This window comes from Streptomyces sp. MNU76, from assembly GCF_020982545.1.
Taxonomy (GTDB): domain Bacteria; phylum Actinomycetota; class Actinomycetes; order Streptomycetales; family Streptomycetaceae; genus Streptomyces.
In genome coordinates this window covers 528,482-553,658 of the sequence record NZ_JAJKLK010000003.1, presented here as the reverse complement: position 1 = coordinate 553,658, position 25,177 = coordinate 528,482, and the positions used below count along the sequence as shown (strand labels likewise).

Below are 25,177 nucleotides of genomic sequence, written 5' to 3'. Positions count from 1 at the left end.
TCGCGAATCGAACGTACGCAGGGCTGGTGGAGGGCACGTGGTGTCGGACGTAGGGCGGCTCGTCGCCGGGCGCTACCGGCTCACGGAGCAGATAGGCCGTGGCGGCATGGGCACGGTGTGGCGGGCCGGGGACGAGGTCCTCGACCGTCAGGTCGCGCTGAAGCGGCTGCATGTGCAGCCGCATCTGTCGCCGGACGACCTGCTCACCCTGTACGAGCGCACGCGCCGCGAGGCCCGCAGCGCGGCCCGGATCGCGCACCCGAACGTGATCGTCGTCCATGACGTGGTGGACGACCACCTGGACATGAACGCTGACGGCCGGCCCTGCATCGTCATGGAGTACGTCCCGGCGCCCACCCTCGCCGATCTCCTCACCGACGGCCGGACCCTCCCGCCCGAGGAGGCGGCCCATATCGGTCTGGGCATGGTCGCCGCGCTGCGCGCCGCGCACGCCGCGGGTGTGCTGCACCGCGACGTCAAACCCGGCAACGTCCTGCTCGGGGCCGAGGGCCGGGTCGTCCTCACCGACTTCGGCATCGCGATGACGGCGGACGCCTCGACCCTCACCAAGACCGGCGAGATGGTCGGCTCCATCCACTACATGGCCCCGGAGCGCATCCGCGGCCAGACGCCCGGCCCGGCCTCGGACCTGTGGGCCCTCGGCGCCACGCTCTACCAGGCGGTCGAGGGCCGGCCGCCGTTCCGCCGCCTCACCGCGATGGAGGCCGCGTACGCCATCGCCGTGGACCCCTTGGAGCCCCTGGAGCGGGGCGGCGCCCTGGGTCCCCTCATCGAGGCACTCCTGGCCAAGGAACCCGCCGACCGGCCCACCACCGAACAGACCGAACGAGCCCTCCGCGCCGTGGTCTCCGGCCAGCCGACCGTCGCGCTGCCGACGCCGGGGGCCGGGGCCCTGGCCGGAGGAGGCATGTCCACCGGGGGCTCGCTCACCGGAGGCTCGTACGGCCTCCCGCGGGGCGAGGACGCGTACGACGGGGGCCCCTACGACGAACACGGGACCGGCGGTGCCGAGGCCGGGGTCCGCGCGACCCGTGTGCACGACACGGACGGCGACCGGACCGGCGGTCGGCACACCGGCCGGGAGAGCCTCCCCACTGCCGACGGGAGCCCCGCGGACGGTGGGCGGCCCGCGGGCTCCGGCCGGAAGAAGCGTCGGCTGCTCGTCACCCCGCCGTCGCGGTGACCGTGGCCGCGACGGTCGTCGGCGCCGCGCTCTACGTGACCGGGGACCCGGCCCGGCAGTCTGCGCCCCGAGCGGCCGCAACTCCGCCACCCCGTCCCCTCCGTCTCGCCCGTACCCGACGGCTTCCACCTGGTCACGGACGAGACCCTCGGCATCTCCTTCCCCGTCCCGGACGGCTGGAAGGCCGGCAAGCGGACGTCCGAGTCGGTCACGTACACCGACGAGACCGCACTCGCCGAACTCACGATCGGCATCGTGGACCCCGCCGGCTCGCACCCCATGGCCCACTTCGAGGACATCGAGGCCAACACCAAGGTCAACTACCCGGGCTCGTACCGGCGGCTGCGGATGCAGCGGACCTCCTTCCGCGGGGAGCCGGCGGCCATCTGGGAGTTCACCTTCCAGGGCCGGGCCCGAGCCTTCCGCGCCATCGACCTCGGATACGGCCGCGAGGGCGAACGGGAGTACGACATCTACCTCTCGGCCCCGGCCCTGGACTGGGACACCTACCGCCCCGTCTTCGACACGGCCAAGGACGGCTTCGTCACGGGCGCCGTGGCCAGGACCCCGTGAGCGCCCGGCCTCCCGGCGGCGCCACATGCAGCCGGAACCCCGCGACCTCGCGCGCCGACCACCCCCGCGCGTACTCGGGTGGTCCGCCGCCCGGTGCGACGAGCGCCGCCACGGGCATGCGGTCGGCGGTGCGCAGGATGCCGTCGCGGGTGATGTTGGCGTTGTTCCCGCTGGTGTGGCCGGAGGAACAGCCCGCGTAGTAGGCGATGGGGATGGCATAGTCGCCGGTCAGCAGACAAGGGGGCCGTACACCGAGGCGCCGCAGTTCGGCGGCGACACGGTCCCAGTCGCGGTGGAAGGCCGTGGTGCGGGTGACGGTGCGCTCCAGCACCACGTACTGCACCGCCAGATGCCCGACGAGCCCGAGCGCCACCACGGCCCCCACGACCGGTCGCCAGGCCCCGCCCGGCCCTCTGACGAGGTCCCACAGCGCGTCGGCGACCGGGATCGCCAGCAGGGCGTACGCGGGCAGCAGGAAGCGGGGGGCGGCGTACCCGATCAGGAACAGGTACGGAACGGCGGCCGTGGCGGCGCAGACCAACGGGACCACCGTGGGCGTCGCCCGTCCGGCCCGGACCGCGACGGCCAGGCCGAGAGCGGCCAGCACCGGCAGGACGAACCACCAGGCGATGACCGCGGGGTGCGGCAGATCGCCGGTGCACGGCCGGCACAGCGTACGGCCCACCAGGCTGCGCATCTGGTCGTCGACCGCGATGTTCCAGCCCAGCCCGCCCTGGATCCGTGACGCGACGGCCAGCCGCCGGGCCGGTCCGCCGAACTGGGCGTACGCCTCCACGACCCACGCGAGCGCGCCGGTGGCGAGGCCGACCGCCATCACCCCCAGGAGCCGCGGCCGGCGCCACCGCCGTACGAGGACCAGCAGCGTGAACAGCGGGAGGGTCACCCACACCGTGTCGGTGGGCCGCATCCACGCCATCAGGGCCGTGGCCGCGCCCGCGCCCCACAACGCCGCCCGGTCCTCCGGATCGTTCCGCGCCCGCAGGAAGCACCCGACACAGCCGAGCGCGCCGATCGCGACCCAGTGGTTGGGCATGGCCTGCGGTCCGTAGAAGAGAGTCACCCACAGAGAGGCGAACAGCGCCCCGGCGAGCGCCAGCGCACGCGCCGGGAAGAGTCCTCGCCAGGCGCGCAGGGCGAGGTAGAGCCCCACCCCCGACAGCACCGCCAGATACACCCTCAGCACCACGGTGGAGGACGTCCAGACGACCACCGGCGCCACCAGCAGCGGCACGCCCCGCGTGCGCGGGGCGCTGAAGAACGCCGCCGGCGCGTGCGGGCTGACCTGGCTGACGTACACCGTCTCGTCCCACCCGAGCCCCATCCCCGGTGGCACGAGCAGGAGTTGGGCCAGCGTGAAGACTCCGGCGACCACGGCCACAGGGCCGGGCCTCGACGGCGCGGCCGCCCGGACGGCGACGGGCGCGACGACCGGAGCGGCATTCGAACTCATGCGCATGGACCCATCCCGGGGGCGACACCGACAGACCTCTGACCCGACAAATGTATTAAAGGGGACAAAAGGCTGAGCCGCGCGCACGGACAGGTGATGAACGGCCACCACCGGCTCGCCCGGGGATCCTTCGCACAGTTCGGGGTACCCGTCCACCATCCGGAACGGGTCGCGGGCACGGTACTGGACCACGCCCGTGACACCCGTCATGTCGGTACAGGCCGGGAGAACGCCCGCCGGGGCGTGAGTCGCACCACTTCCCGGAACGTCAGAGTCCGTACTGCTCCTTACGGGTGGTCGCTCCTTCACCCAGGTGCGGGCAGCGCGCGGGGGCGGAAAGGACCTCGGGAGCACGGTGAGGAGGCATACCCCATGGCTCACTCGGTCACCACGAATTCCCCCCTCGTCCGGCGACCCGTGTTCTTGTGCACTACCTTGGGCCGTGAACAGCCGAGCGGCCCACGTTTACCCAATTCTTGCCACATCAAGCCAGAACGGCTGAGCAGCTACTAGGAGCGGGGCTTCCCATGCGTAATGCTGGGGGGTCCCGCGCTTCACTCCACAGCCGCTGGCACGGGAGGGCATCGGGTGGTCAAGACAGTGAAGTCGCTGTTCGGCGAACGGACGATCGCCTTCGAGACCTGGGGCGATCCGGACGCACACCCGGTGTTTCTGCTGCACGGAACTCCCGGAAGCCGACTCGGGCCCCGACTGCGCACCTTCGACCTGCACAAGCTCGGGGTGCGCCTCATCGCGTACGACCGACCGGGGTACGGCGGTTCCGACCGCCATGAGCACCGCAGAGTGGTCCACGCCGCCGAGGACGTAGCGGCGATCGCCGAGAAACTGGATCTCAAGAAGTACTCGGTGGTGGGTAGATCGGGCGGCGCTCCCCACGCCCTGGCCTGCGCGGCACGGAACATCGGCAGCCAGGTGGCGAGTGTCGCCGCGTTGGTCTCGCTCGCTCCGCCGAAGCCCGACAGCGAGGACGACAGCCCGGGTGACGCTGCCACCGACGGACTCGACTGGCCCGAGTGGCACAGGGACATGTCCGAGTCCAATGTGTCGACCTACGAGCTGCTGCGGCGCCACGCACCCGATGTGACCGAGTTGGGTGCGCTGCTGGCCCGCAACGCCGAGACCATCCGGCGCGACCCCACCGTGTTCCTCGCCTCCCTCCGCGGCGAGATGCCGAGCGTGGACCGGGTGATCGTCGAGGACGCCGGGATCCGCCAGGCCCTCCTCAGGAACTACCTGTCGGCGGTGGGCGAGGGGGAGGCTGTCGACCCCCGCGCGCCGATGGGCTGGGTGGACGACCTGGTCGCGTTCCAGCGACCCTGGGGATTCGATCTCAAGGACATCGACCGTTCCGTGCCCGTGATGCTGTGGCACGGCGAACACGACGTCTTCGCTCCCGTCGCCCATTTCCACTGGCTGGCCAAGAAGATCCCCTCGGCCACGCCCAGATTGCAGCCCTCCGCCGCGCACTTCGCGGCGCTGCCCGCCCTGCCCCAGGTGCTGGCCTGGGCCCGGGACGAGGCCGGGCCCTCCTAGGGGGTGTTTCGAAAGTCCTGTGCGGTGCCCGCGGTGTCCGGTGCGTGCTCTCGGCGTGCCGGACGAAAGCCCTCGTACTGGACGTACTTGGGGTTTCGGCCGGTGCGGCGAGAGTGCGTGCCGGGCGCCGTGGGTGCTGTGCGGGACTTTCGAAACACCCCCTAGTAGGGCTCCGTTACGTCTGTCTGTCGGTCCTGTTTGGGGGAACGCTGAAGGTGTGGACGCACATGAAGTGAACCGTGCTCGGGCGACGTTGGCGTTATTCGTCGCTGACGTGTTCGCGTCGGTGCCGCGCAAGGATCAGCGGGCGAAGGGCGACTGCTACCTGCGGGGACTGATGCTGGACGGACGGCGGAAGTCGATCCAGCCGATGGCGGAACGGCTGCCCGACGGCAACGAGCAGAACCTGCAGCAGTTCGTGAACCAGTCGACGTGGGATCCGGTGCCGGTGCGGCGGCGGATCGCCCAGCGGATGGTGCCGAGAATCGGCCCGGAGGCGTGGGCGGTCGATGACGTGTCGTTCCCCAAGGACGGGAAGATGTCGGTGGCGGTCGCGCGCCAGTACTGCGGGGCGCTGGGCAAGCGGGCCAACTGCCAGGTCGCGGTGAGTGTGCACGCGGTCTCCGACACCGCGTCCTGTCCGCTGCAGTGGCGGATGTTCGTGCCCGAGGAGTGGGCGGACGATGCGGTGCGGCGGCAGAAGACCGGGATACCGCAGGAGGTCGGGCACCGGGAGAAGTGGCGTCTGGCCCTGGACATCCTCGATGAGCTGGCCGGGTGGGGTCTGGTGCCGCCGGTGGTGGTGGCCGACGCCGGCTACGGGCAGAACGCCGACTTCCGCGACGGTCTGAGCGAGCGGGGCATCGGCTATGTCGTGGCGGTCCGTTCGGACGTGACGGTCCACCCGCACGACGTGCGGCCCACCGCCCCGGCCTGGTCCGGGAACGGTCGCAGGCCGCAGCCCCGCTACCGGGACAAGCCGTCCTCGGTGGCAGCGCTGGCTCAGGAGCACGGACGGCAGGCGTTCACCGAGGTGACCTGGCGTGAAGGCTCCCGCGGGCCGATGCACTCACGCTTTCTGGCGCTGCGGGTGCGGCCGGCCGGGGTGAGGGCCCGCCGTCTGGCCCAAGCCGCCGCCACTGCCGAGCACGGCCACTGGGACGGTGTCCTGCCCGAGGTGACGCTGCTGGTCGAATGGCCCCAGGACGCCGAAGCACCCACCGACTACTGGCTGTCCAACCTGCCCGCCGACACACCGATCACCGAACTGGTCCGCCTGTCCAAGATCCGCTGGCGCATCGAGCACGATTACCGGGAACTCAAGCACGGCCTCGGCCTGGACCACTTCGAGGGCCGCTCCTGGAACGGCTGGCACCACCACGTCACCCTGGTCACCGCCGCCCACGCCTTCCTCACCGAACAGCGCCTGTCCCCAAAAGCCGATACAGCGGACTCACCCTCTACCAGATCCTCGACGCCATCCAGGACCTGCTGAACTGCTGGACCGGCACCTGCACCACCTGCCACCGCCCCCTGCCCAGAACATCCACCACCAGCCCAAGCACAAGAGCCAGAGCAACCTAACGGAGCCCTACTAGGGCCTGTCGTGCCCGCCCCGCGGGTCAGATCGGGTGCGGCTCCAGGTCGAGACAGCTGAGTTTCCAGTCCTTCAGGGCCACCACGCGGGGGTGGTCCCTGCCGATGCGCTTGCTGAGCGCGGCCAGTGCGTCGTGATGGGTGGTGCGGGCCTTCTCCGCCTGGCCCAGATGGCTGAGGACGACGGCGAGGTTCCCGGCACAGGTCAAGGTCGACGGGTGCAGCGGGTCGAGAACCTCCCTGAGCATCTCGAACGACCCGACGCTGATCCCGCGGGCCTCGTCCCAGCGGCCGAGCGCCGCCTCGGCGACGGCCAGGTTCGCGTGGCAGATGAGCGCGAACGGGTGTTCCGCGCCGTTGAGTTCGGTGAACCTGGCCTGGGCCGCGCGGAGCAACTCCCGTGCCTCGGTGGCGGCTTCCGGGTGGATGGACCCGATGTCGTGGAGGAGCAGCACCGCGTGGTTGACCGAGCAGGCCACCGTGTGGGAGTGGCCTTCCCCCAGCGTGTCCCTCAGGTTCTCCTGAACCCTGCGGATCAGGTCGAGTCCTTCGTCGACCCGGCCCTGGGCGGCCATGTCACCGGCCAGGCTCATCTCCAGCAGCAGTTCCTCCGAGGTCGACTTCTCACCGTCCGGTGTGCTTCTGAGCACGTGCCGTACGAGCTCCTCGGCCTCCGCCGCCCGGCCCGCCCTGCGCAGGGAACCGGCCAGCCCCTTGGCCGTGTTCAGCACGGTCGGTGAGCCCTGGGTGAGACGGGGATTGCGCAGACAGCGCTCGTAGGCGCGCCTGAGCAGCGCGACCGACTCGTCGTAGTCACCGCAGTCACGCAGGTCACGGCCGAGGTTCACCGCCGACTCGATGGTCAGGGGGTGGTCGTGGAGCTGGATCGCCTCACGGAGTTCCAGTGTTCTGCGGTCGAGATCGCGGGCCCGGTAGTAGTTGCCGGAGAGCCTCAGGGCAACGGCGAGGTTGTTGGCCGCACTGAGGGTGCGCGCGTTGTCCTCGCCGTAGTTCTGGTCGTATCTGCGGTAGGTCTCCTCGTCGTACTGCAGGGCCTCGGACAGCCGGCCCAGGCCGCGCAGGTCGGCGGCGATGCTGCTCGTGGTCATCAGGATGTGCTGGTCGTCGATGTCGTCCAGCACCTCCAGCTGCCGCTCCAGCACCTCCTGGTCCAGGGCGAGGGACTCCTCGTACTTGCCCTGGGCGCGCAGGATGTTGGCGACCTGGAAGCGCATGTGCAGCGTCCAGCGTTCGTCGGGCGACTCCTCCGCCGACCAGGCGGCCACCCGCCGCAGGCTGTAGTCCATGGCCTGGCTCAGCTCGCCCCGGCGGCGCAGCTGACGGACCCGGTCCACATAGAGTTCCTTGATGCCCTCGTCGGGGGCCATCTCGGCCCAGGGGGTGCCGAGGTGCGGCCAGATGATGCGGTACTTCTCCCAGGTGTTGGGGTTCTCCGGGTCGTCGCCGCTCGGCCGGGCGGCGATCAGCGAGCGGTAGACGGCCTCCTGTGCGGCGTCGCGCTCGGCGGCGGTCATCTCCTCCCGCATCGCGCTCTGCATCATCCGGTGCACCGTCACGCTCCGGGCCTTGCGGTCCAGTGTGACCAGGGAGAACTTGCTGAGTTCCTTGTAGGCGCGGGAGACCGTGCGCACCCCGCCCAGGGCGCGGGAGACCTCGTAGCCCTCCAGGAGATCCATGGAGATCTCCTCGGGGCTGTAGTACGAGCAGATCTGCAGCAGCTTCACCGCCGGCGGGAAGCTCTCCCGCAGCTGCCTCAGGCCGAACTCCCAGGTGTTGGTACCGGACTTGACGACCGCGCCCACCGACTTGTCGTCGGGGGCTCCGGTGGCCTGCGGCTGGAGCTTCTTGATGTAGTCGCGTACGTCGGCCCGGGTCTGCTCGATGAAGGCCGCGGCCCGTTCGATCGCGATCGGCAGGTCGCCCAGGGCCTCCGCGATCTGGTCGGCCTCCGTCCAGCCGCAGTCGGGCAGCCTGCTGTGCAGGTGGGCGATGCTCTCGTTCCGCTCGAACACCGGGATGTCCACGGTGTCCACGAACCGTCCCCAGCCCTCGGCGCGCTGGCTGGTGACCAGGACGTGGCCGCTGCGGCCGTCCATCATGTACTCGGGCAGGTGGTCCGCCTCCGGGACGTTGTCCAGGATCAGCAGCCAACTGTCGTACCGGTCACCGTGGTTGAGGGCCTCGTACACCATCTTGGCCGTGTCGGTGGGGTTGGTGCGCGCGGGCAGGCCCAGCGCCTCGGCCATGCCCGCGTACTGCTCGACGGCCAGGATCTTCTGCTCGGCCTGGATGTGCCAGACCACGTCGTAGTCGCTCTTGTAGCGGTGGGCGAACTCCTGGGCCAGCAGGGTCTTTCCCACTCCGCCCATGCCCTTGAGCACCAGGGCCCGGGTGTCGCCCTTCCAGAGCTTCTCCCGGATGCTCTCCAGGATTTCCGTACGACCCGTGAAGGACGACGTGCGCAACGGGACGCCGAAGACCGAGGGCTCGGTCTTCGGGAAGCGGGGCAGTTTCGGCTCGTCGCCGGTGAAGTGGCTGTGTGACAGGGAATCGGCGCTCCGGCCGAACCAGGTCAGCAGGGCGTCACGGCCGGCCTCACCGTCGTGGCAGCCCGTCATGTCGGCGAGCTGCTCCGTGAAGGGGGCCTCCAGGGACACCTGGTCGTCGACCTGCATCGAGACCAGCTGGTGCGTCCGCCGGTCGCTCTCCGCGTAGACCGCCTCCCAGGTGGTGCGGAAACGGGACGACCTGAGGTAGGCCTCGGAGAAGATGACCAGGGTGTGCGAGGCCGACTCGACGCCCCGTTCGATCTCCTCCCGCACCTGTGAGCTCTCCGTGGTGCCTTCCTGCGCCAGGTGGACCTTGAAGCCCGCCTGCTCCAGCACGGCACCCGCCCAGTTGGCCCAACTGCGGTCCTGCGGGACGAAGCTGACGTACACGTCGGAGATACGCGGGGGGCGGTGGCGGGTGTACCGGTCGAGGGTCTTGTGGCGCAGCGACTCGTCGATGCGGGGCATCGACTCGACCTGGCCGTCGGTGATGACCTCGGTGAGTCTCTCGTAGGCAGCGAGCAGGCTCTTGGGGTCCCCCGGCTTCTCCCTGAACGGGGCGAGGGTCTCCTCGTAGGAGTAGATGGGCCGGTAGGGGATCTCCACACTCCCCCAGTAGCTCTCCGGGTCCCGGTCGGGGATGTGCTTGCGCACGATGCGGTCGAAGCGGTACTGGATCTGTCCCCGGGCGGCGTCGAGCCGGTCCGCCTCGGCGTTCTCCACCCGCATGGGGACGGGCAGGATACGGATGTCCCGGTTGCCGTACAGCATTCCGTCGATGCGCTCGGCGACCCCGGCGGCGCCCTCGATGCTCTGGCTGCTCGGGGTGAAGCAGGTGACCACGGTGTGCGGCAGATTGACCGTGCAGATGTCGGAGATGTCGTTGAGTCCGGTGCGGCTGTCGATCAGGACGTAGTCGAAGTTCTCGACGAACTCGCGCTTGAGCCCTTCCAGGAACCTGGTGGCCAGGGGCCCGTCCATGAAGTCCTTCCAGTCGAACTGGGAGAACGCCGAGAGATAGCCCTTGTTCTTGGTGCCCGCCGGCATGTAGTAGAGCTGACCGCCCGAGGGGAAGTTCCAGTCGACCTGGATGAGGCAGCTGTTGAGGGTGATCCCGTCGGCCGTCTCCAGGTCGGACGCGCTCGCGTAGTCGGAACCCAGCTCGAACTGCGGGAAGGTCTCGCCCCTGCTCTGCATCGAGCGCGCGAACTGGGTGGATCTGCTGACCAGTTCGAGCACACCCGGCGTGGTCCGCAACTGACTCTCGCTCAGGAAGGGGTGCAGGAAACGGTCCAGACCGGGGGCGTCGAGGTCCCAGTCGACCACCAGGACGCGGTTGCCCGCGGAGGAGAGGATCCAGGCCGTGTTGGCGAGCGCCATCGTCCGCCCCGTACCGCCCTTGTACGAGTAGAACGTGATGATCCTGCGCGCGTCCTCGCCGGTCATGGCCTGCCCTCCACGCGACTGCCGTCGCTCGATGCCCCGTCGCCCCGGCCGGTGTCGGGCCGTCGGGGCAGGTCCGCACCGGTTTCCGAGATGCCCCGGAGAGCAGTGTCACCCCGGGGTAATTGTGAGTGAATGTACCGCAAGTACCGGATCTTGGTTGCCTCGGCCAGTTCGCCGAACCACCGGGTGAAGACATCCGCCCCGGCCAGCCCCGTACGGCTTCCTGCTCCCCACCCGGCCCTCGCTGATGAACCGGGGGAAGTTGGCCGCCAGCAGCCCACGCAGCCGGTCGGACTGCTCCTTCGTCTGGAGGTCGTCCCCCGCCAGAGTACTCAGCACCGCCGTCCACGGACGCCGGGCCCGGTCGAACTCCCTTGCCTCGCGAGCCATTTGGGAGTTCTCCAACGCCCAGGGGTCCACCACCAGGATCCAGGGGGCGGTGGGGAGTTCGGTGTCCCGCAGCTCCGTCTGGAACTTGTCGAAGGGCTTCACGGTGGGCTCGAAGCCCAGGTTGCGGGCCAGCGCCTCCAGCAGTTCGACCAGCGGTCCCACGGCCGGGCCGTAGGGGCGCCAGTCGTCCACCCGCGGACCGTAGCGAGCGCTGTCGCGGCCGACCGGCAATCCCTCCTCGGTCGGGGCGAGCACGGTGATGTGCAGCGGAGAGGCGAAGGGCGGATCGGCGAAGGCGTCGTCCAGGCCCGCCAGCGTCTCCGGCTGCGGCGTCCTCCCCACGCCGCCCGCCGTCCGCGGCCGGGTGGGCCTCGTGGCCGCCAGGTCGACGATGCGCTGGGCCAGCCAGTCGGTCACCTGGGCGACCTGGGCGGAGACCCGGTCCGCCGCGCCCTCGTCCTCCGGGTCCGGCCGTTCGGACAGGTCGAGCACCTGGTCGAGCAGCCGGTGCAGCCCCATGGACGCGTAGTTCTCGGCGGCCTCGCCGATGCCGTCCGGCACCTGCGGGTACTGCTCCTTGACCTTCTTCGGCAGCGACGTGGGCGAGTACGGTGTCCACAGCACCGGCACGATGCTCGGCCGGTCCTCCGGGGTGGCCCCCTGGGTGACGGCGGTCCACTGCCGGCCGCACTGGGGATTGCTGAAGTACCGCTTGGAGTACAGCGGAACGAAGACCTGGCAGTCGAGAAGCGCCTGGACCGACTTCTCCCCCGGCGTCCCCGGCCGTTCGACGAAACCGGCCTCCTCCCGCGTCACTCTCGCGCGCCGCGCCACTTTGCCGCACAGTTCGTCGAAGAACTGGAAGACCAGACGATTCGGATCCTGTGAGGCGTCCCGGTGTCGGGGAACAGGAACCCGCGCATAGCTCATGAAGAACATCGGCATCCTGCTACTCCCCCTCGAAGACGTTCCGGAGGTCTTTGAACAGCTCCGTGTCGCACGGTTCCAGGCTGGTCTGCTGGGCCACCTTGACGATCATCTGGGCGAGCGCCCACACGGAGCTGCGGTACTTGGCGTGGCGGCCCGCCTGCTTCAGTCCGTAGAGGCCCGACTGCAGGTAGTCCTTACCCAGAACGGGGTGGGCGTACTGCACCTTCGCCGCGACCGGCGGCAGTGTCAGATGCTGCTGTCCCACCCAGAGGACGGGAATGATCGCGTTGCCCGTGTACGGCCGGGTCCGAAGCTGTTCCTCCTGACGCCGGGCGAAGGCGTCCCATTCCTTTCCGCACCATTCCCTCTTGAAGTACCGACTGGTGTAGATGGGCACGAAGACGCGGCAGGTGGCCAGGGCGTGTTTGAGTCTGCTCTGCCAGTCCTCGCCGAGATCGATGCTCTGGTCGAGGAATCCCGGCGATTCCTCGCCATCGTGATCCGTCAGCTGCATGATGTCGCTGCATAAGTGGGCGTGAAACTGCTCCAGCGCCACGTCCGACGGGTCTTTCTTCGCCCTCGTGCCCGTTATCGGCAACCGTGCGTAACTCATGAAGAACACGTACGGATCGGAGGAATCCGACGCCGGTGTCACCTGAGAAGCCGGATGAATCATGGACTCGCCTTTCCCCTCCCCCGTCGCCCACCTCGGGTCTCCCCGCCCCGAGCATCACAGCTGAATCTCCTCCAGGATCCATTGGAACGCGAAACCCGCTGTGGGTGCCAGGGGTCGGCCCGAGCAAGTTGCACCGGACACCCGTGCCAAACCCGTGCCCAAAAGGGGAGTTGACCGGAGATCAGACGGCGATCGGGCCGGTTTCGGCCACTCCGCCCAGGCTCTCGGCCTCGCCCCGGAGCCCGCGTACGAACCGGTGTCCCAGGGCGGTCAGGGAGCCGGTTCCGGCCACCGTGTCGAGGGCGTCCAGTACCGCCGTGCGCCACTTGTCCGCCTCGACGCGGGAGCGTTCGTACAGGGCCGGGCCGACCCCGGCCACACCGCGGCGGACCCTGAGCCGCCAGATGTCGGCGACCGCGAGGTGGGCGTACGCGCCCTGCACGATGGCGTCGAGGGGCCGGGCGTCGGGACGCCACAGCACGCGGTAGCGGCGCTCGTCGAGACCGTCGAGCAGGTCGAACATGTCGAGCATCGCGCCCAGTTTGACGTGCTGGTACTCGTGGACGATCAGCATGGCCAGGTCCTCGGCCGAGCGGGGCAGCGCGATGCCGACCGCCCCGAAGGCGTGCCGGGAGGTGGCGCTGACGTCGTCCCCGGACGCGGCCGGCACGAGCGGGGTCACCGTGGTCAGCCCGGCGGCTATCCCCTGCGCGTACTCGGAGTACTGGGTCCTGATCAACTGCCAGGCCTCCCCGAACATCGTCTCCCACCGTCGGAATTCGGCCTCGGACAGCCGGGGCAGGGGCTTGTAGCCGTAGCAGTCCCGGGAGGGGTCGAGGTCGTCGAGGGCCACTTCCAGTCCGTCGGCGGACAGATGGCGCAGGGGCTGCCAGCACATCCCGTCGGGGGGCAGTTCCTGGCCCAGGGTCCGTCCTTCGACGGTGAGCGCGGTGTCGGCGGCCGTCACCGTGAGCGTTCCGGAGGGGCGACGACGACTGTCGGCACCCAGCGACAGCCGCCCCAGCCCCGGGAGATGGATCGCCGACCCCTCGGGCTCGTGCCGCAGCGGGACGGACAGGGTCAGCCGACCCCCGGCGCGCGCGACGGCCGACAGCGCGGCCTCCGCCGGCCGCCCCTCGGCCCGCCGGCGCACCGGCTGCCCGCACGCGAGGGCCCACACGCGCAGGTACGGGTCGGCCAGCAGGACGTCCAGCGCGGCGGCGGGCAGGGCCAGGATCGCCTCCCAGCCGGGTCCCGAGTCGACCGGATCGCCGATTCCCGGGCCCGCACCCGCACCCGCACCCGCACCCGCACCCATGCTCGCGGTCCCGTCCACACCCGCAACCACGCCCGCATCCGCCGGAGTCGGCCCGGCGGTCAGTCCCGGGCCGGAGCGGGTGCCGGGGGCCGGTCCTCGGCCGGGAGCCATGGCCCGGCCCGGATCCGGACCCTGGGTGTCCGCGCGGCGGGCCGCCGCCAGCAGTGCCCTGCGCTGGCTGTTCTGGGCCGCCGCCAGGGAGCGGACGGCCGCCGCGCCGCCGTATCCGGCGGCCAGTTCGTCGAAGTGGGTCCAGGACAGGCCGTGCCAGCCGTGGCGGACGTCGGCGTCGTTGCGCTCCGTGGCCTGGACGTACTCGATGATCTTCAGCAGGTCGGCGCAGTAGACGGAGGGGTTGTCGAACCCGTTGGAGGCGCGGTGGCGGTGTCCGTAGAGACCGCCGCCGCAGACCGAGACGACGGGGCAGGCGCGGCACTGTGCGCTCAGTCCGTCCAGTCCGGCGCGGCGGGCCTGGATGCCCCGGTGCTCGGCGGCCTCCTCCAGGCGGTGGGTGGCGAGGTGCATGCCGGTCGCCGGGGCTCCCGGGTAGGCCGTCTTCAGCCAGTCCGCCTGTTCGAGGGCACCGTCGGTCTCGATCACGAGCAGGTCCGAACTGCCCGGTCCCAGCGCCTCGGTGAGGCTGCCGCGGCCCCGGGTCAGCCGGCCGATGGACTCGAACATGCGGATGCGCATCGGCATGCCGTCGGCGGTCCACTCCTTGTGCACGGCGATCAGCCAGTCCGCGTAGTCGGTCTCACCGCCGGGGCGGGGCGGCGGGAACTCCCAGGTGGCGTGCGGCAGCAGGAAGTCGACGGCCGGCGGGCGGAGTTCGGCCAGCGCCCGGTACACCTCCACCGGGTCGTTCTCGACGTCGATGGTGCAGAGCAGTCCGCCGAAGGCTGCTCGGTGGGGCGGTGTGCCGAGGAGACGTACGGCGCGGACCGCGTCACGGTAGGAGCCTGAGCCGTCCCGTCTGATCCGGTGGCGGTCGTTGGACGCCTCGTCGCCGTCGAGCGAGATGCTGGTGACGATCGACTCGTCGACGAGCATCGCGCAGAACTCGTCGTCCAGACGGAGGCCGTTGGTCTGCATGCGCAGGTCGAGTTCGGCCACGCCGTGCAGCGCCGAGCGGAGCGAGCGGGCGAAGCCACGCAGTCGTTCCCGGCCGGCGAGCAGGGGCTCACCGCCGTGCAGGACGACGTGCACCCGGGTGAGCCGGTGCGCGGCCGCGTGCTCGGCGATCCGCCCGGCCACATGACGAAACGTTTCGTCGGACATCGTCACCGGCCGCCCGCGCCAGCTCTGGTCGGCGTGCTGGTAGACGTAGCAGTGATCACAGGCCAGATCGCAACGGCTGTGCACCTTGATCACAAACTGGCGGAAGGGCCGCGCCGCCACCGTCACCGGTACGATCCCTCGTCGTTCCGGCCAGGCCGGTCAGAGCGACGACTGGAAGGCGGCCACCGGCTCTCCGCCACCTGCGAGCATCCTTGCCATGGCGGACTCCTGCGCGGACTCGGGCACCTCGTCCAGTGAGGTGTCGTGCAGGTCCCTGACCACGCTCGTGGCGAAGGGCTGCTCGTACCTGTCCATAGGCGTCGTCTCCTCGGGCGTACGGCTCCGGGCGGCACACCTCATAGTGACGGCCCGGTAACCGAACAGCAAGGCGATCGCAAGCCAAGTCCGCTGACCGGCGGGAAGTCGTTCGCCGACCGGCGAGGGGGCCTTCGCGAGGCGCCCTCGCCGTGTCGTCGGCCGCGTGGCCGCTCACGAGGAGCGGGCGGGGTCAGGCAGCCCCGTCCTTCGAGGAGACCGCGGGTGCGGTGAGGTCGTCCTCCTCGGGAAGTTCTTCGACGTCGACGCCGCGGACTTGGGCCAACTCGTGCTTGAGCGCGGCCAGTTCGGTGCCGCCCGCCATGTGGTTGGTGAGTTCCTCCAGGCTGACCCGGTCGCGGGGGGCACTCAGTTCGAGGGTGCCCAGGCGCAGGACGCTGAAGTGGTCGCCGACCATGTAGGCGTGGTGGGGGTTGTGGGTGATGAAGATGACGCCGAGGCCCCGGTCGCGGGCGGCGGCGACGTACTTCAGCACCACACCGGACTGCTTGACCCCGAGCGCGGCGGTGGGCTCGTCCAGGATGAGGACGCGGGCGCCGAAGTAGACGGCGCGGGCGATGGCCACGCACTGGCGCTGGCCGCCGGAGAGGGTGCCGATGGGCTGGTCGAGGTCGTCCAGGACGATGCCCATGTTCCGCAGTTCCTCGTCCGCGGTCCTCTTCATCTTCTCGATGTCGAGGCGGCGGATCGGCCAGGGGCCCTTGGTGAACTCGGAGCCGAGGAAGAAGTTGCGCCAGACCGGCATCAGGGGCACGGTCGCCAGGTCCTGGTAGACGGTGGCGATGCCGGCGTCCAGGGCCTCGCGCGGGGTGGTGAACCGCACCGGGTTCCCGTCGACGAGCACCTCGCCCTCGGTGTGCTGGTGCAGACCGGAGATGATTTTGATCAGGGTGGACTTGCCGGCGCCGTTGTCGCCGAGGACGCAGGTGACGCGGCCGGGGTGGACGGCGAGGTTCACCCCGTGCAGGGCGCGGACGTTGCCGTAGGCCTTGCCGGTGTCGCGCAGTTCGACCACGGGCGCCTGGTCGTCGGCCGCCGCTTCGGGGGTGCTGGTGGTGTTGCTGGTGGTCATGGGGTGGTTCACCTCCGGGTGGCCTGGGCGCGGACCCACAAGTTGACGAGGGCGGCGATCAGGAGCATCACGCCGAGGAAGGCCTTGAACCAGTCGGGATTCCAGTTGGCGTAGACGATGCCCTGGTTGACCATGCCGAAGATGAAGGCGCCGATGACCGGGCCGATCGCGGAGCCGTAGCCGCCGGTCAGCAGACAGCCGCCGATCACCGCGGCGATGATGTAGAGGAACTCGTTGCCCACGCCCTCGTTGGACTGCACCGTGTTGAACGAGAACAGCAGGTGCATGCCGACGAACCAGGCGCCCGCGCCCACGCCCATGAACAGGGCGACCTTGGTGAAGTTCACCGGCACGCCGACGGCCCGCGCACTGTCCTTGTTGCCACCGACGGCGAAGATCCAGTTGCCGAACTTGGTGCGCAGCAGCAGCCAGGTCGCGATCGCGGCGAAGACCAGCCAGTAGAAGATCGTGATCTTGAAGTCGACGCCGCCGATGGAGATCTCGGAGGCGAAGACGCTCTTGGCCTGGTCGAAGCCGTCCATGTCGGCGATCGAGTCGGAGGCCACGTTGCCGGTGAAGATCTTCGTCACCGCGAGGTTGGAGCCCTGGAGGATCAGGAACGAGCCCAGGGTGACCAGGAAGCTCGGCAGGCCCGTCCTGATCAGCAGCCAGCCGTTGAACGCGCCGACTGCCAGGGAGACGACCAGGGCGACGAGCACGCCGGTCCACACGTTCACCGTCAGCTGGAAGCTCAGGATCGCCGCCGTCAGCGCGGAGGTCGTCACCGCGACACCGGCGGACAGGTCGAACTCGCCGCCGATCATCAGCAGCGCCACCGGCAGGGCCATGATGCCCATCACCGAGGCCTGGTACAGCACCGTCGCCAGCGAGCTCGCCTCACGGAAGGACGGGGCGACGGCGAAGAAGAACACGTAGACACCGATCGCGGCGATCAGCGCGCCGACCTCGGGGCGGGCCAGCAGCCGCCGGCCCAGGGAACGCTGTGCGGTACGGCCGTCCTTCTGGGCGGCCGGCGGAGCCGGCGACGAGGAGGAACCCGTCGCCGGTGCCGTTGCGTGGGTCATGATCGGATCACCGGGTGCCCTTCGCGGCGAACTTGGCGATCTGGTCCACGTTGTCCTTGTCCACAAACGCCGGACCGGTCAGCACGGGAGCCTCGCCACCGCCGCTGTAGTTGCCGTTGTTCTTGTAGAGCCACAGCGAGTCCACGGCCAGGTAGCCCTGGAGGTAGGGCTGCTGGTCCACGGCGAACTCGATGTCACCCGCCTTGATCGCGTCCGTCAGCTCCTTGTTCAGGTCGAACGTCGCCACCTTCGCCTTGCTGCCCGCGTCGTCCACGGACTGCACGGAGGTCAGGGCGATCGGGGCGCCGAGCGTGACGACCTCGTCGATGGAGGTGTCCTGCTTGAGCTTCGCCGTGACGGTCGACTTCACCGACGGCATGTCCGTGCCGTTGACGTAGAGGTTCTCGGTCTTGCCCTCGAACGTCTTCTTCACGCCGGCGCAGCGCGCCTCCAGGGAGACGTTGCCCTGCTCGTGGATGACGCAGACCGCGTGCTTCGCGCCGGTCTCGTTGAGCTTCTTGCCGAAGGCCTCGCCCGAGACCTGCTCGTCCTGGCCGAAGAAGGAGAGCAGCCCCTGCTCCTGCCACACCTCCATACCGGAGTTGAGACCCACGACGGGGATGCCGGCCTTCTCCGCCTTGGCGATGACGTCCTTCATCGCGTCCGGCTTGGCGAGGGTGACGGCGATGCCGTCGACCTTCTGGTCGATCGCGTTCTGCACGAGGTTGGCCTGGTTGGCCGCGTTCGGGTCGTTCGAGTAGACGAGCTCGACGTTGTCCTTGTCGGCGGCCGTCTGGGCACCCTTGCGGACGATGTCCCAGAAGGTGTCGCCCTGCCCCGCGTGGGTCACCATCGCGACCGTCATCTGGGGAGTGTCGGCCTTGCCCGCGGCGGCGTTCGACCCGCCCTCCTCGGCCTTCTTGCCGCCGGAGTCGCTGGAGCAGCCGGCTATCAGCAGCGCGGAGGCCGCTGCCATGGCGAAGAAGGGGGCCACTCTGCGCGAGCGGGAGTACGTGCGGTCCATCTTTCCTGCACCTCACTGTGCGACAGGGGGAAAGGGAACGGGACAGCGTCGGGCGGATGCCCGCGCAGGCCCGGACGTTCGAAGTCCGGATCATTGTGCCGGTAGGCCGACTGCGCTGTTTCGTTGGGACGGGATACAAACCCCTGCCGGACCCCCCTGTCAAGACTTTGTTAAGACATCATTTCACGAGCAGGTCAGGATGTCAGTACAAAGCCTTGACAGGGGGTCGGTTCGGGTCCTAAACCTGGGATACATCCGGACCCGGGCGTGCGCACCCCCACGCGCGGCGGGTCTCCGCCGGCCCGCATCCCCCCACCTGAGGAGCGACGCGCATGCCCGAGCCCGCCGAATCCCTCGATCCGATCACGACGGCCGTATCGGAATCGATCTCCATCCGTTGCAGACCGGCGTCCCCGTCGCGCGTGTCGAGCTGAGCCCACCCGTACGAGATCCCCGCCACCACCCCAGCCCGTGAGGTCCCGATGCCCCAGTCCCCACCCGCCGGCTGACCGTCGCCCAGGCGCTGGTGCGGTTCCTGTCCGCGCAGTACACCGAGCGCGACGGTGTGCGCCACCGGCTGATCGCCGGAACCTGGGGCATCTTCGGCCACGGCAACGTCGCGGGCCTGGGTCAGGCGCTGCTCGAGGGCGGTGAGGAGACGATGCCGTTCCACCAGGGCCGCAACGAGCAGTCCATGGTGCACGCCGCCGTCGGGTACGCCCGCCAGCTGAACCGGCTCTCCGCGCAGGCGGTCACCACCTCCATCGGCCCCGGCGCCACCAACCTGGTGACCGGCGCCGCCCTCGCCACCATCAACCGGCTGCCCGTACTGCTGCTGCCCGGCGACTCCTTCGCGACCCGCACCGCCGACCCGCTGCTCCAGCAGTTGGAGCACCCCGCGGAGGCCGATGTCTCGGTCAACGACACCCTGCGCCCGGTCTCCCGGTACTTCGACCGGATCACCCGCCCCGAGGCGCTGATCCCGGCCGCCCTGAACGCCATGCGGGTGCTCGCCGACCCCGTCGACACCGGCGCCGTCACGCTCGCGCTGCCGCAGGACGTCCAGGCCGAGGCGTACGACTGGCCGGAGGAGTTCTTCGCCGACCGCGTGTGGAACGTACGTCGCCCCCTGCCCGACCCGGTCGAGCTGGCGCAGGCGGTGCGGGCGATCCGTGCCGCGCGACGGCCGCTGATCGTCGCGGGCGGCGGCGTCCACCACAGCGAGGCCGAGGAGGCGTTGAAGGCACTGGTCGACGCCACGGGCATCCCGGTCGCCTCCACCCAGGCGGGCAAGGGCTCGCTGCGCCACGACCACCCGGCCGATCTCGGCGGCATCGGCCACACCGGCACGGCGGTCTGCGACGACCTGGCCCGGACGGCCGACCTGATCGTCGGTGTCGGCACCCGGTACACCGACTTCACCACCGCCTCCCACACTCTCTTCCAGAACCCGGACGTCCGTTTCGTCAACCTCAACGTCGCCGCGTTCGACGCCCACAAGCTGGCCGCCCGGACGGTGGTCTGCGATGCGCGGGCGGGGCTCGCAGCGCTCACGGACGCGCTCGCCGGCCACCGGGTGGACGAGGCGTACGAGGCCGAGTACCGGGCCGGCAAGGAGCGCTGGGAGCGGGTCGTCGAAGCCGTCTGCACCGCCGCCGACGAGCACGCCGTGCCCACCCAGACCCAGGTGCTCGGCGCCCTGGACTCGGTCGTCGGCGACGAGGACGTGGTCATCAACGCGGCCGGCTCGCTCCCCGGCGACCTGCACAAGCTGTGGCGGGCCCGCAGCCCCCGCCAGTACCACCTGGAGTACGGCTACTCCTGCATGGGCTACGAGATCCCCGCCGGGATCGGCGTCCAGCAGGCGGCACCCGGCACGGCCGTCTGGTCGCTGGTCGGGGACGGCACCTATCTGATGATGCCGACGGAGATCGTCACGGCCGTCCAGGAGGGCCTGCCGGTCAATCTGGTCCTCGTCCAGAACCACGGCTACGCCTCCATCGGCGGCCTCTCCGAGTCGGTCGGCGGCGAGCGCTTCGGCACCGCCTACCGCTACCGCGCCGCCGACGGCACCTTCTCCGGCGCCCCGCTCCCGGTGGACCTCGCCGCCAACGCGGCCAGCCTCGGCATGGACGTCATCCGCGCCAAGACCGTCAAGGAACTGCGCGACGCGCTGGCGGCGGCCCGCGCCTCGGACCGGCCCACCTGTGTGTACGTCGAGACCGACCCGACGCCCACCGCTCCCCCGGCCGAGGCCTGGTGGGACGTCCCGGTCGCGGAGACCGCCTCGCGGCCCGCGGCCGTGGAGGCGCGCACGACGTACGACCGCGAGGTGGCCAAGCAGCGCCGCCACCTCTGACCGAGCCGTCGCCCTCCGGGGCGGCTTCTCCCCAGCCGCATGCTCGGGCCATGTAAGGACAATGCGTTGACAGGGGTTCCTGTCATCCGGACGGACGGATACCCTCATGGGCGTGACCAGCGCGACTACGGGGACTACAGGGAGTCTCGGCCTCAGCGTCGACCGGAGCAGCCCGGTGCCGCTGTACTACCAGCTGGCCCGCCAGCTGGAGTCGGCGATCGAGCGCGGTGCGCTCGGCCCGGGCAGCCTCCTGGGCAACGAGATCGAGCTGGCCGGCCGTCTCGGCCTGTCCCGGCCGACGGTACGGCAGGCCATCCAGTCGCTCGTCGACAAGGGCTTGCTCGTACGCCGCCGGGGCGTCGGCACGCAGGTGGTGCACAGCCAGGTCAAACGGCCGCTGGAACTGAGCAGCCTGTACGACGACCTGGAGGCGGCCGGCCAGCAGCCCACGACCAGGGTGTCGCTGAGCGAGATCCGGCCGGCCTCCGCCGAGGTCGCGGCCGCCCTGGGCATCGCCGAGGGCGCCGATGTGCACCTCTTCGAGCGGCTGCGCCTCACCCACGGTCAGCCGGTGGCGTTCCTCTCCAACTTCGTCCCGGCCGGGCTGCTGGAGCTGGACACCGAACGCCTGGAGTCGACGGGCCTGTACCGGATGATGCGCAACGCCGGTATCACCCTGCACAGCGCCCACCAGAGCGTCGGCGCCCGTATCGCCACGGCCGAGGAGGCCGACCGCCTCGGCGAGCCGGAGGGCGCCGCACTGCTGACCATGCAGCGCACGGCGTACGACGACACCGGGCGCGCCGTCGAGTACGGCGCCCACGTCTACCGGGCCTCCCGCTACTCCTTCGACTTCCAGCTGCTCGTCCGCAACTGACGTCGAGACAGGGGCGGTTCAACGGTTCTCAGAGGTTCACCCAGGCCCCCGACTCGGCGGAGCGGCTCATCGCGTCCAGCGCGGTGGCACTGTGCACCGCGTCGGCGAGGGTGGTGCCGTGCGGGGTGCCGTCGGCGATGGAGCTCAGGAAGTTGTACGCCTCGATCACCTTGAGGTCGTCGTAGCCCATGGCGTTGGCGGAGCCCGGCTGGAACGCGGCGTACGTGCCGTGGCCGGGGCCGACGTAGAGGGTGTGGACGGACTGGTCCTGGTAGGCGTCGCCCTTGCTGACGCCCAGCTCTCCCATGCGGCGGAAGTCCCAGAAGAGGGTGCCCTCAGTGCCGTGGATCTCGAAGCCGTAGTTGTTCTGCTCGCCGACGGAGACCCGGCATGCCTCCAGCACCCCCCGGGCGCCGGAGGTGAAACGGAGCAGGCAGTTGACGTAGTCCTCGTTCTCGACGGGGCCGAGTTCGCCGCCCGAGGCACGGGTGTGGCCGGCGGTGGCGCCGGTGGGACGGGCCCGCTCGGGGACGAAGATCGCGGTGTCGGCGATGAGCGAGGCGATGTCACCGAGCAGGAAGCGGGCCAGGTCCACCCCGTGCGAGGCGAGGTCGCCGAGGACCCCGCTGCCCCCGCGCTGCCGCTCGTACCGCCAGGTCAGGGCACCCTCCGGGTGGGCCGCGTAGTCGCTGAAGAGGCGGATGCGGACATGGGTGACCGTGCCGATCTCCCCGGTGGCGATCAGTTCCCGGGCGGCTTCCACGGCGGGCGCGTTGCGGTAGTTGAAGCCGACGGTGCCCTGGACGCCGGCCTTCGCGACCGCGTCGGCGACGGCGCGGGCGTCGGCGGCGGTGAGCCCGACCGGCTTCTCGATCCAGATGTGCTTGCCTGCCTCGGCCATGGCGACGCCGATCTCCCGGTGCAGGAAGTTCGGCGCGGTGATGCTGACCGCCTGGATCCGCGGGTCGTCGAGCACCTCGCGCCAGTCCTGGGCCGTGTGGGCGAACCCGAACTGCCGGGCCGCCTCCTCGGCGCGCCCGGGGACCTCCTCGACGACGGTGACCAGCTCGGGCCGCACGGCCAGCTGCGGGAAGTGGTGGGTCACCCGGGCGTAGGCCTGGGTGTGCACCCGTCCCATCCAGCCGAACCCCACGACGGCGACACCGAGCCCACTCACCATGACTGCCCTTCTTTGGACCGTTCCAAAAGCGTACGCCGCTCACACTGCGGGCATGCTCCGGCACTGTCAAGCCCTTTGACACCGGCACCCCGCTGTGGAACGGTCCAGGCCATGAGATCCGGACCCGCGAACCCGACGATCCGCGACGTCGCCGAGCGGGCCGGCGTGTCCAAGTCGCTGGTCTCGCTGGTGCTGCGCGGCTCTCAGCAGGTGCGCGAGGAGAAGCGGCAGGCGGTGCTGGCCGCCGTGGACGAGCTGGGCTACCGGCCGAACGCCGCCGCGCGCAGCCTGAGCGAGCGCCGGACCCGCACGGTCGGCGTCCTCCTCAACGACATGCGCAACCCCTGGTTCGTGGAGCTGCTCGACGGCCTCAACTCCCGGCTGCACGACAACGGTCTGCGCATGCTGCTGGCCGACGGCCATCTCAACCGGCGGCTCGGCGAGGACCTCACCCGCACCTTCACCGAGCTGCGGGTCGACGGGCTGATCGCGGTCGGCACCCTGCCGCCCTCCGAGGCCCTGCGCACGGCGGCCGGGCTCGTCCCGACGGTGGTGGCGGGCGCCCGCGAGCCGGCGCTCCCCCAGGTGGACGTCGTCGCGGGGGACGACCAGCTGGGCGCCCGTCTCGCCACCGAGCACCTCGTCGGCCTCGGCCACCGGCGCATCGCGCACATCGCGGGGGACGGTGTGGTCGGGGCGCTGCGCCGTCGCAGTTTCGAGACGGTGATGCGCGAGCACGGGCTGGGCGAACTGGCGGCCGTCGAGCGGGGCGACCTGACCGAGGAGGGCGGCTACCGCGCCACGGTCCGGCTGCTGAACCGCCCCGAACCCCCCACCGCCGTCGTGGCGTTCAACGACATGGCCTGTGTGGGCGCGCTCTCCGCCGCCGAGGAACTGGGCCTGAGGGTGCCGCGCGACCTGTCCCTCGTCGGCTACGACAACACGTACGTCTCCCGGCTGCGCCACCTCTGGCTCACCACCGTGGACAACGCCAGCCACGACGTGGGCCGCGCCGCCGCGCAGTGCCTGCTGGACCGCATCGCCGATCCGGCCCGCCCCGCCGAGGTCGTCCTCACCACGCCGACGCTGGAGGTCCGGGGGACCACGGGCCCGCCGGGCGGCCGGTGAGAGAACGGCCGGCCCGCCGGTAGGCCGCTGAAAGGCCGTCCGGGCTCGTCGGTGTCGAGCACGCGCCCGGGGCAGGGTGACGAGCCGTCAGCTGGGTGGCGGCAGGCAGTGGTCGTCGGGCGCGACGGTCCGCCAGATGCGCCGGCCGATGTCTCTCAGCTGCCGCTGCTGGGCCCGGGTGAGCGCGTCGAACACATAGCGGCGTACGGCGGCGGCGTGGCCCGGCGCGCTCGCGACGAGCTTGGCGTGTCCGGCGTCCGTGAGGACGGCCAGGGTGTAGCGCCCGTCGGAGGGATCCGGCTCGCGGCGCACCCAGTCGCTCTTCTCCAGCCGCTTCACGAGGTGGGAGAGCCGGGACAGCGACGAACCGACGTACCCGGCCAGGTCGCTCATCCGCAGCGTGCGCCCCTCGGTCTGGGACAGCATCGCCATCACCACGTACTCGACGTGACTGACACCCGCGTCCCGCTGCAGCTCCGCGTCCAGCGCGCTCGGCAGCCTGACCATCACGCCCGCCAGCGCGTGCCAGGTCTCCATCTCCTCGTCGGTCAGCCAACGCGACTGCTGCGGTGTCTCCATGGCGCCCACTCTACGTGCGGCCACCATCGACCAGTCCCGTTCCGGCCCGTCGAATGACTTGACGCTTCAAGTTGATCAGCCTACGTTTTGAGCCTCCACTTCTCTTGAACATTCAACCCACCCGTTCTCGTCCCTCCTGAGGAAGAACCTGCCATGAACGTCACTCTCTGGATCATCGCGGGCCTGCTCGCGGCCGCCTTCCTCGCCGCCGGCCTGATGAAGACCGCCCAGTCCAAGGAGAAGCTGTCGGCCTCCGGCATGACGTGGGTCGACTCCTTCTCCCCGGGCATGGTGAAGACCATCGGCGCGCTGGAGGGCCTGGGCGCCATCGGGCTGATCCTTCCGGCGGTCCTCGACATGGCCACGGTGTTCGTCCCGCTCGCGGCGACCGGTCTGGCCGTCACGATGCTCGGCGCGGTCGTCTTCCACCTCCGCCGGGGCGAGACCAAGGAGACGGCACCGAGCCTGGTGCTGCTGGTCCTGGCGATCGTGGTGGCCTGGGGCCGCTTCGGGCCGTACGCGTTCTGAGTC

At 70.4% G+C, this 25,177-nt stretch carries 17 protein-coding genes and 1 pseudogene; 7 read left to right on the top strand and 11 right to left on the bottom strand.

Features of this window, described 5'->3' with window-relative positions; genetic code table 11:
• The first annotated feature begins 40 nt into the window (after positions 1 to 40).
• A pseudogene (locus tag E4N62_RS48605) lies at positions 41 to 1,777 on the top strand (serine/threonine-protein kinase).
• Here the strand turns inward: E4N62_RS48605 and E4N62_RS08730 are convergent.
• Positions 1,749 to 3,254, bottom strand: coding sequence for a hypothetical protein (locus E4N62_RS08730; RefSeq protein WP_230213370.1), 1,506 nt, complete (start codon positions 3,252 to 3,254; stop codon positions 1,749 to 1,751). The pseudogene E4N62_RS48605 and the gene E4N62_RS08730 overlap by 29 nt on opposite strands.
• A gap of 582 nt (positions 3,255 to 3,836) precedes the next feature.
• On the opposite strand from E4N62_RS08730, the gene E4N62_RS08725 reads away from it, so the two are divergent.
• Positions 3,837 to 4,802 carry an alpha/beta fold hydrolase gene (locus tag E4N62_RS08725; RefSeq protein WP_230213369.1) on the top strand — a complete coding sequence of 322 codons (966 nt, stop codon included), beginning with the start codon at positions 3,837 to 3,839 and terminating at the stop codon, positions 4,800 to 4,802.
• A 217-nt stretch (positions 4,803 to 5,019) separates the two neighbouring features.
• Complete coding sequence (locus E4N62_RS08720) at positions 5,020 to 6,297, top strand: IS701 family transposase (RefSeq protein WP_230213368.1); 1,278 nt, start codon at positions 5,020 to 5,022, stop codon at positions 6,295 to 6,297.
• Positions 6,298 to 6,424: 127 nt separating this feature from the next.
• On the opposite strand, the gene fxsT is transcribed toward E4N62_RS08720, so the two are convergent.
• The 8 genes from fxsT to E4N62_RS08680 form a co-directional block, all read right to left on the bottom strand.
• Complete coding sequence (gene fxsT, locus E4N62_RS08715; RefSeq protein WP_230213367.1) at positions 6,425 to 10,414, bottom strand: FxSxx-COOH system tetratricopeptide repeat protein; 3,990 nt, start codon at positions 10,412 to 10,414, stop codon at positions 6,425 to 6,427.
• Between the two features lie 108 nt (positions 10,415 to 10,522).
• Positions 10,523 to 11,749 (bottom strand): TIR-like protein FxsC, encoded by a 1,227-nt coding sequence (locus E4N62_RS08710; RefSeq protein ID WP_230213366.1) that lies wholly within the window; start codon positions 11,747 to 11,749, stop codon positions 10,523 to 10,525.
• A gap of 4 nt (positions 11,750 to 11,753) precedes the next feature.
• Entirely contained in the window at positions 11,754 to 12,347 is a 594-nt protein-coding gene (locus E4N62_RS08705) for a TIR-like protein FxsC (protein WP_230214069.1), read from the bottom strand.
• 244 nt (positions 12,348 to 12,591) lie between these two features.
• The gene (locus E4N62_RS08700) at positions 12,592 to 15,132 is read right to left on the bottom strand and encodes an FxsB family cyclophane-forming radical SAM/SPASM peptide maturase (protein ID WP_230213365.1); all 2,541 of its coding nucleotides are present in this window, start codon (positions 15,130 to 15,132) and stop codon (positions 12,592 to 12,594) included.
• Between the two features lie 33 nt (positions 15,133 to 15,165).
• Positions 15,166 to 15,321 (bottom strand): FxSxx-COOH cyclophane-containing RiPP peptide, encoded by a 156-nt coding sequence (fxsA, locus tag E4N62_RS08695; protein WP_005482117.1) that lies wholly within the window; start codon positions 15,319 to 15,321, stop codon positions 15,166 to 15,168.
• Between the two features lie 193 nt (positions 15,322 to 15,514).
• A complete protein-coding gene (locus E4N62_RS08690) occupies positions 15,515 to 16,414 on the bottom strand; it encodes an ATP-binding cassette domain-containing protein (RefSeq protein WP_230213364.1) in 900 nt (299 codons plus the stop codon).
• An 8-nt stretch (positions 16,415 to 16,422) separates the two neighbouring features.
• Complete coding sequence (locus E4N62_RS08685; RefSeq protein ID WP_230213363.1) at positions 16,423 to 17,499, bottom strand: ABC transporter permease; 1,077 nt, start codon at positions 17,497 to 17,499, stop codon at positions 16,423 to 16,425.
• A 7-nt stretch (positions 17,500 to 17,506) separates the two neighbouring features.
• A complete protein-coding gene (locus E4N62_RS08680; RefSeq protein ID WP_230213362.1) occupies positions 17,507 to 18,523 on the bottom strand; it encodes a sugar ABC transporter substrate-binding protein in 1,017 nt (338 codons plus the stop codon).
• 526 nt (positions 18,524 to 19,049) lie between these two features.
• Here E4N62_RS08680 and iolD point away from each other — a divergent pair.
• Together iolD and E4N62_RS08670 are read left to right on the top strand one after the other, a co-directional pair.
• Positions 19,050 to 20,882: a 3D-(3,5/4)-trihydroxycyclohexane-1,2-dione acylhydrolase (decyclizing) gene (gene iolD / locus E4N62_RS08675; protein WP_230213361.1), complete on the top strand. Its 1,833-nt coding sequence runs from the start codon at positions 19,050 to 19,052 to the stop codon at positions 20,880 to 20,882.
• Between the two features lie 106 nt (positions 20,883 to 20,988).
• A complete protein-coding gene (locus tag E4N62_RS08670) occupies positions 20,989 to 21,759 on the top strand; it encodes a GntR family transcriptional regulator (RefSeq protein WP_230213360.1) in 771 nt (256 codons plus the stop codon).
• A gap of 28 nt (positions 21,760 to 21,787) precedes the next feature.
• On the opposite strand, the gene E4N62_RS08665 is transcribed toward E4N62_RS08670, so the two are convergent.
• Entirely contained in the window at positions 21,788 to 22,939 is a 1,152-nt protein-coding gene (locus tag E4N62_RS08665; protein ID WP_230213359.1) for a Gfo/Idh/MocA family protein, read from the bottom strand.
• A 111-nt stretch (positions 22,940 to 23,050) separates the two neighbouring features.
• Here E4N62_RS08665 and E4N62_RS08660 point away from each other — a divergent pair, with 111 nt between their 5' ends.
• The gene (locus tag E4N62_RS08660) at positions 23,051 to 24,067 is read left to right on the top strand and encodes a LacI family DNA-binding transcriptional regulator (RefSeq protein ID WP_230213358.1); all 1,017 of its coding nucleotides are present in this window, start codon (positions 23,051 to 23,053) and stop codon (positions 24,065 to 24,067) included.
• Between the two features lie 87 nt (positions 24,068 to 24,154).
• Here E4N62_RS08660 and E4N62_RS08655 read toward each other — a convergent pair whose 3' ends face one another.
• Complete coding sequence (locus E4N62_RS08655) at positions 24,155 to 24,646, bottom strand: MarR family winged helix-turn-helix transcriptional regulator (RefSeq protein WP_230213357.1); 492 nt, start codon at positions 24,644 to 24,646, stop codon at positions 24,155 to 24,157.
• A 153-nt stretch (positions 24,647 to 24,799) separates the two neighbouring features.
• Here E4N62_RS08655 and E4N62_RS08650 point away from each other — a divergent pair, with 153 nt between their 5' ends.
• Complete coding sequence (locus E4N62_RS08650; protein WP_230213356.1) at positions 24,800 to 25,174, top strand: DoxX family protein; 375 nt, start codon at positions 24,800 to 24,802, stop codon at positions 25,172 to 25,174.
• Positions 25,175 to 25,177: the final 3 nt, after the last annotated feature.

Bases quoted from the DNA above. Each gene is read 5' to 3' on its own strand.
- E4N62_RS08655 (WP_230213357.1), bottom strand. From the start codon at position 24,646: ATGGAGACACCGCAGCAGTCGCGTTGGCTGACCGACGAGGAGATGGAG.
- E4N62_RS08705 (WP_230214069.1), bottom strand. From the start codon at position 12,347: ATGAGTTACGCACGGTTGCCGATAACGGGCACGAGGGCGAAGAAAGAC.
- E4N62_RS08685 (WP_230213363.1), bottom strand. From the start codon at position 17,499: ATGACCCACGCAACGGCACCGGCGACGGGTTCCTCCTCGTCGCCGGCT.
- E4N62_RS08680 (WP_230213362.1), bottom strand. From the start codon at position 18,523: ATGGACCGCACGTACTCCCGCTCGCGCAGAGTGGCCCCCTTCTTCGCC.
- E4N62_RS08660 (WP_230213358.1), top strand. From the start codon at position 23,051: ATGAGATCCGGACCCGCGAACCCGACGATCCGCGACGTCGCCGAGCGG.
- E4N62_RS08650 (WP_230213356.1), top strand. From the start codon at position 24,800: ATGAACGTCACTCTCTGGATCATCGCGGGCCTGCTCGCGGCCGCCTTC.
- E4N62_RS08690 (WP_230213364.1), bottom strand. From the start codon at position 16,414: ATGACCACCAGCAACACCACCAGCACCCCCGAAGCGGCGGCCGACGAC.
- E4N62_RS08665 (WP_230213359.1), bottom strand. From the start codon at position 22,939: ATGGTGAGTGGGCTCGGTGTCGCCGTCGTGGGGTTCGGCTGGATGGGA.
- E4N62_RS08710 (WP_230213366.1), bottom strand. From the start codon at position 11,749: ATGCCGATGTTCTTCATGAGCTATGCGCGGGTTCCTGTTCCCCGACAC.
- E4N62_RS08730 (WP_230213370.1), bottom strand. From the start codon at position 3,254: ATGCGCATGAGTTCGAATGCCGCTCCGGTCGTCGCGCCCGTCGCCGTC.
- fxsA (WP_005482117.1), bottom strand. From the start codon at position 15,321: ATGGACAGGTACGAGCAGCCCTTCGCCACGAGCGTGGTCAGGGACCTG.
- E4N62_RS08670 (WP_230213360.1), top strand. From the start codon at position 20,989: ATGGGCGTGACCAGCGCGACTACGGGGACTACAGGGAGTCTCGGCCTC.
- fxsT (WP_230213367.1), bottom strand. From the start codon at position 10,414: ATGACCGGCGAGGACGCGCGCAGGATCATCACGTTCTACTCGTACAAG.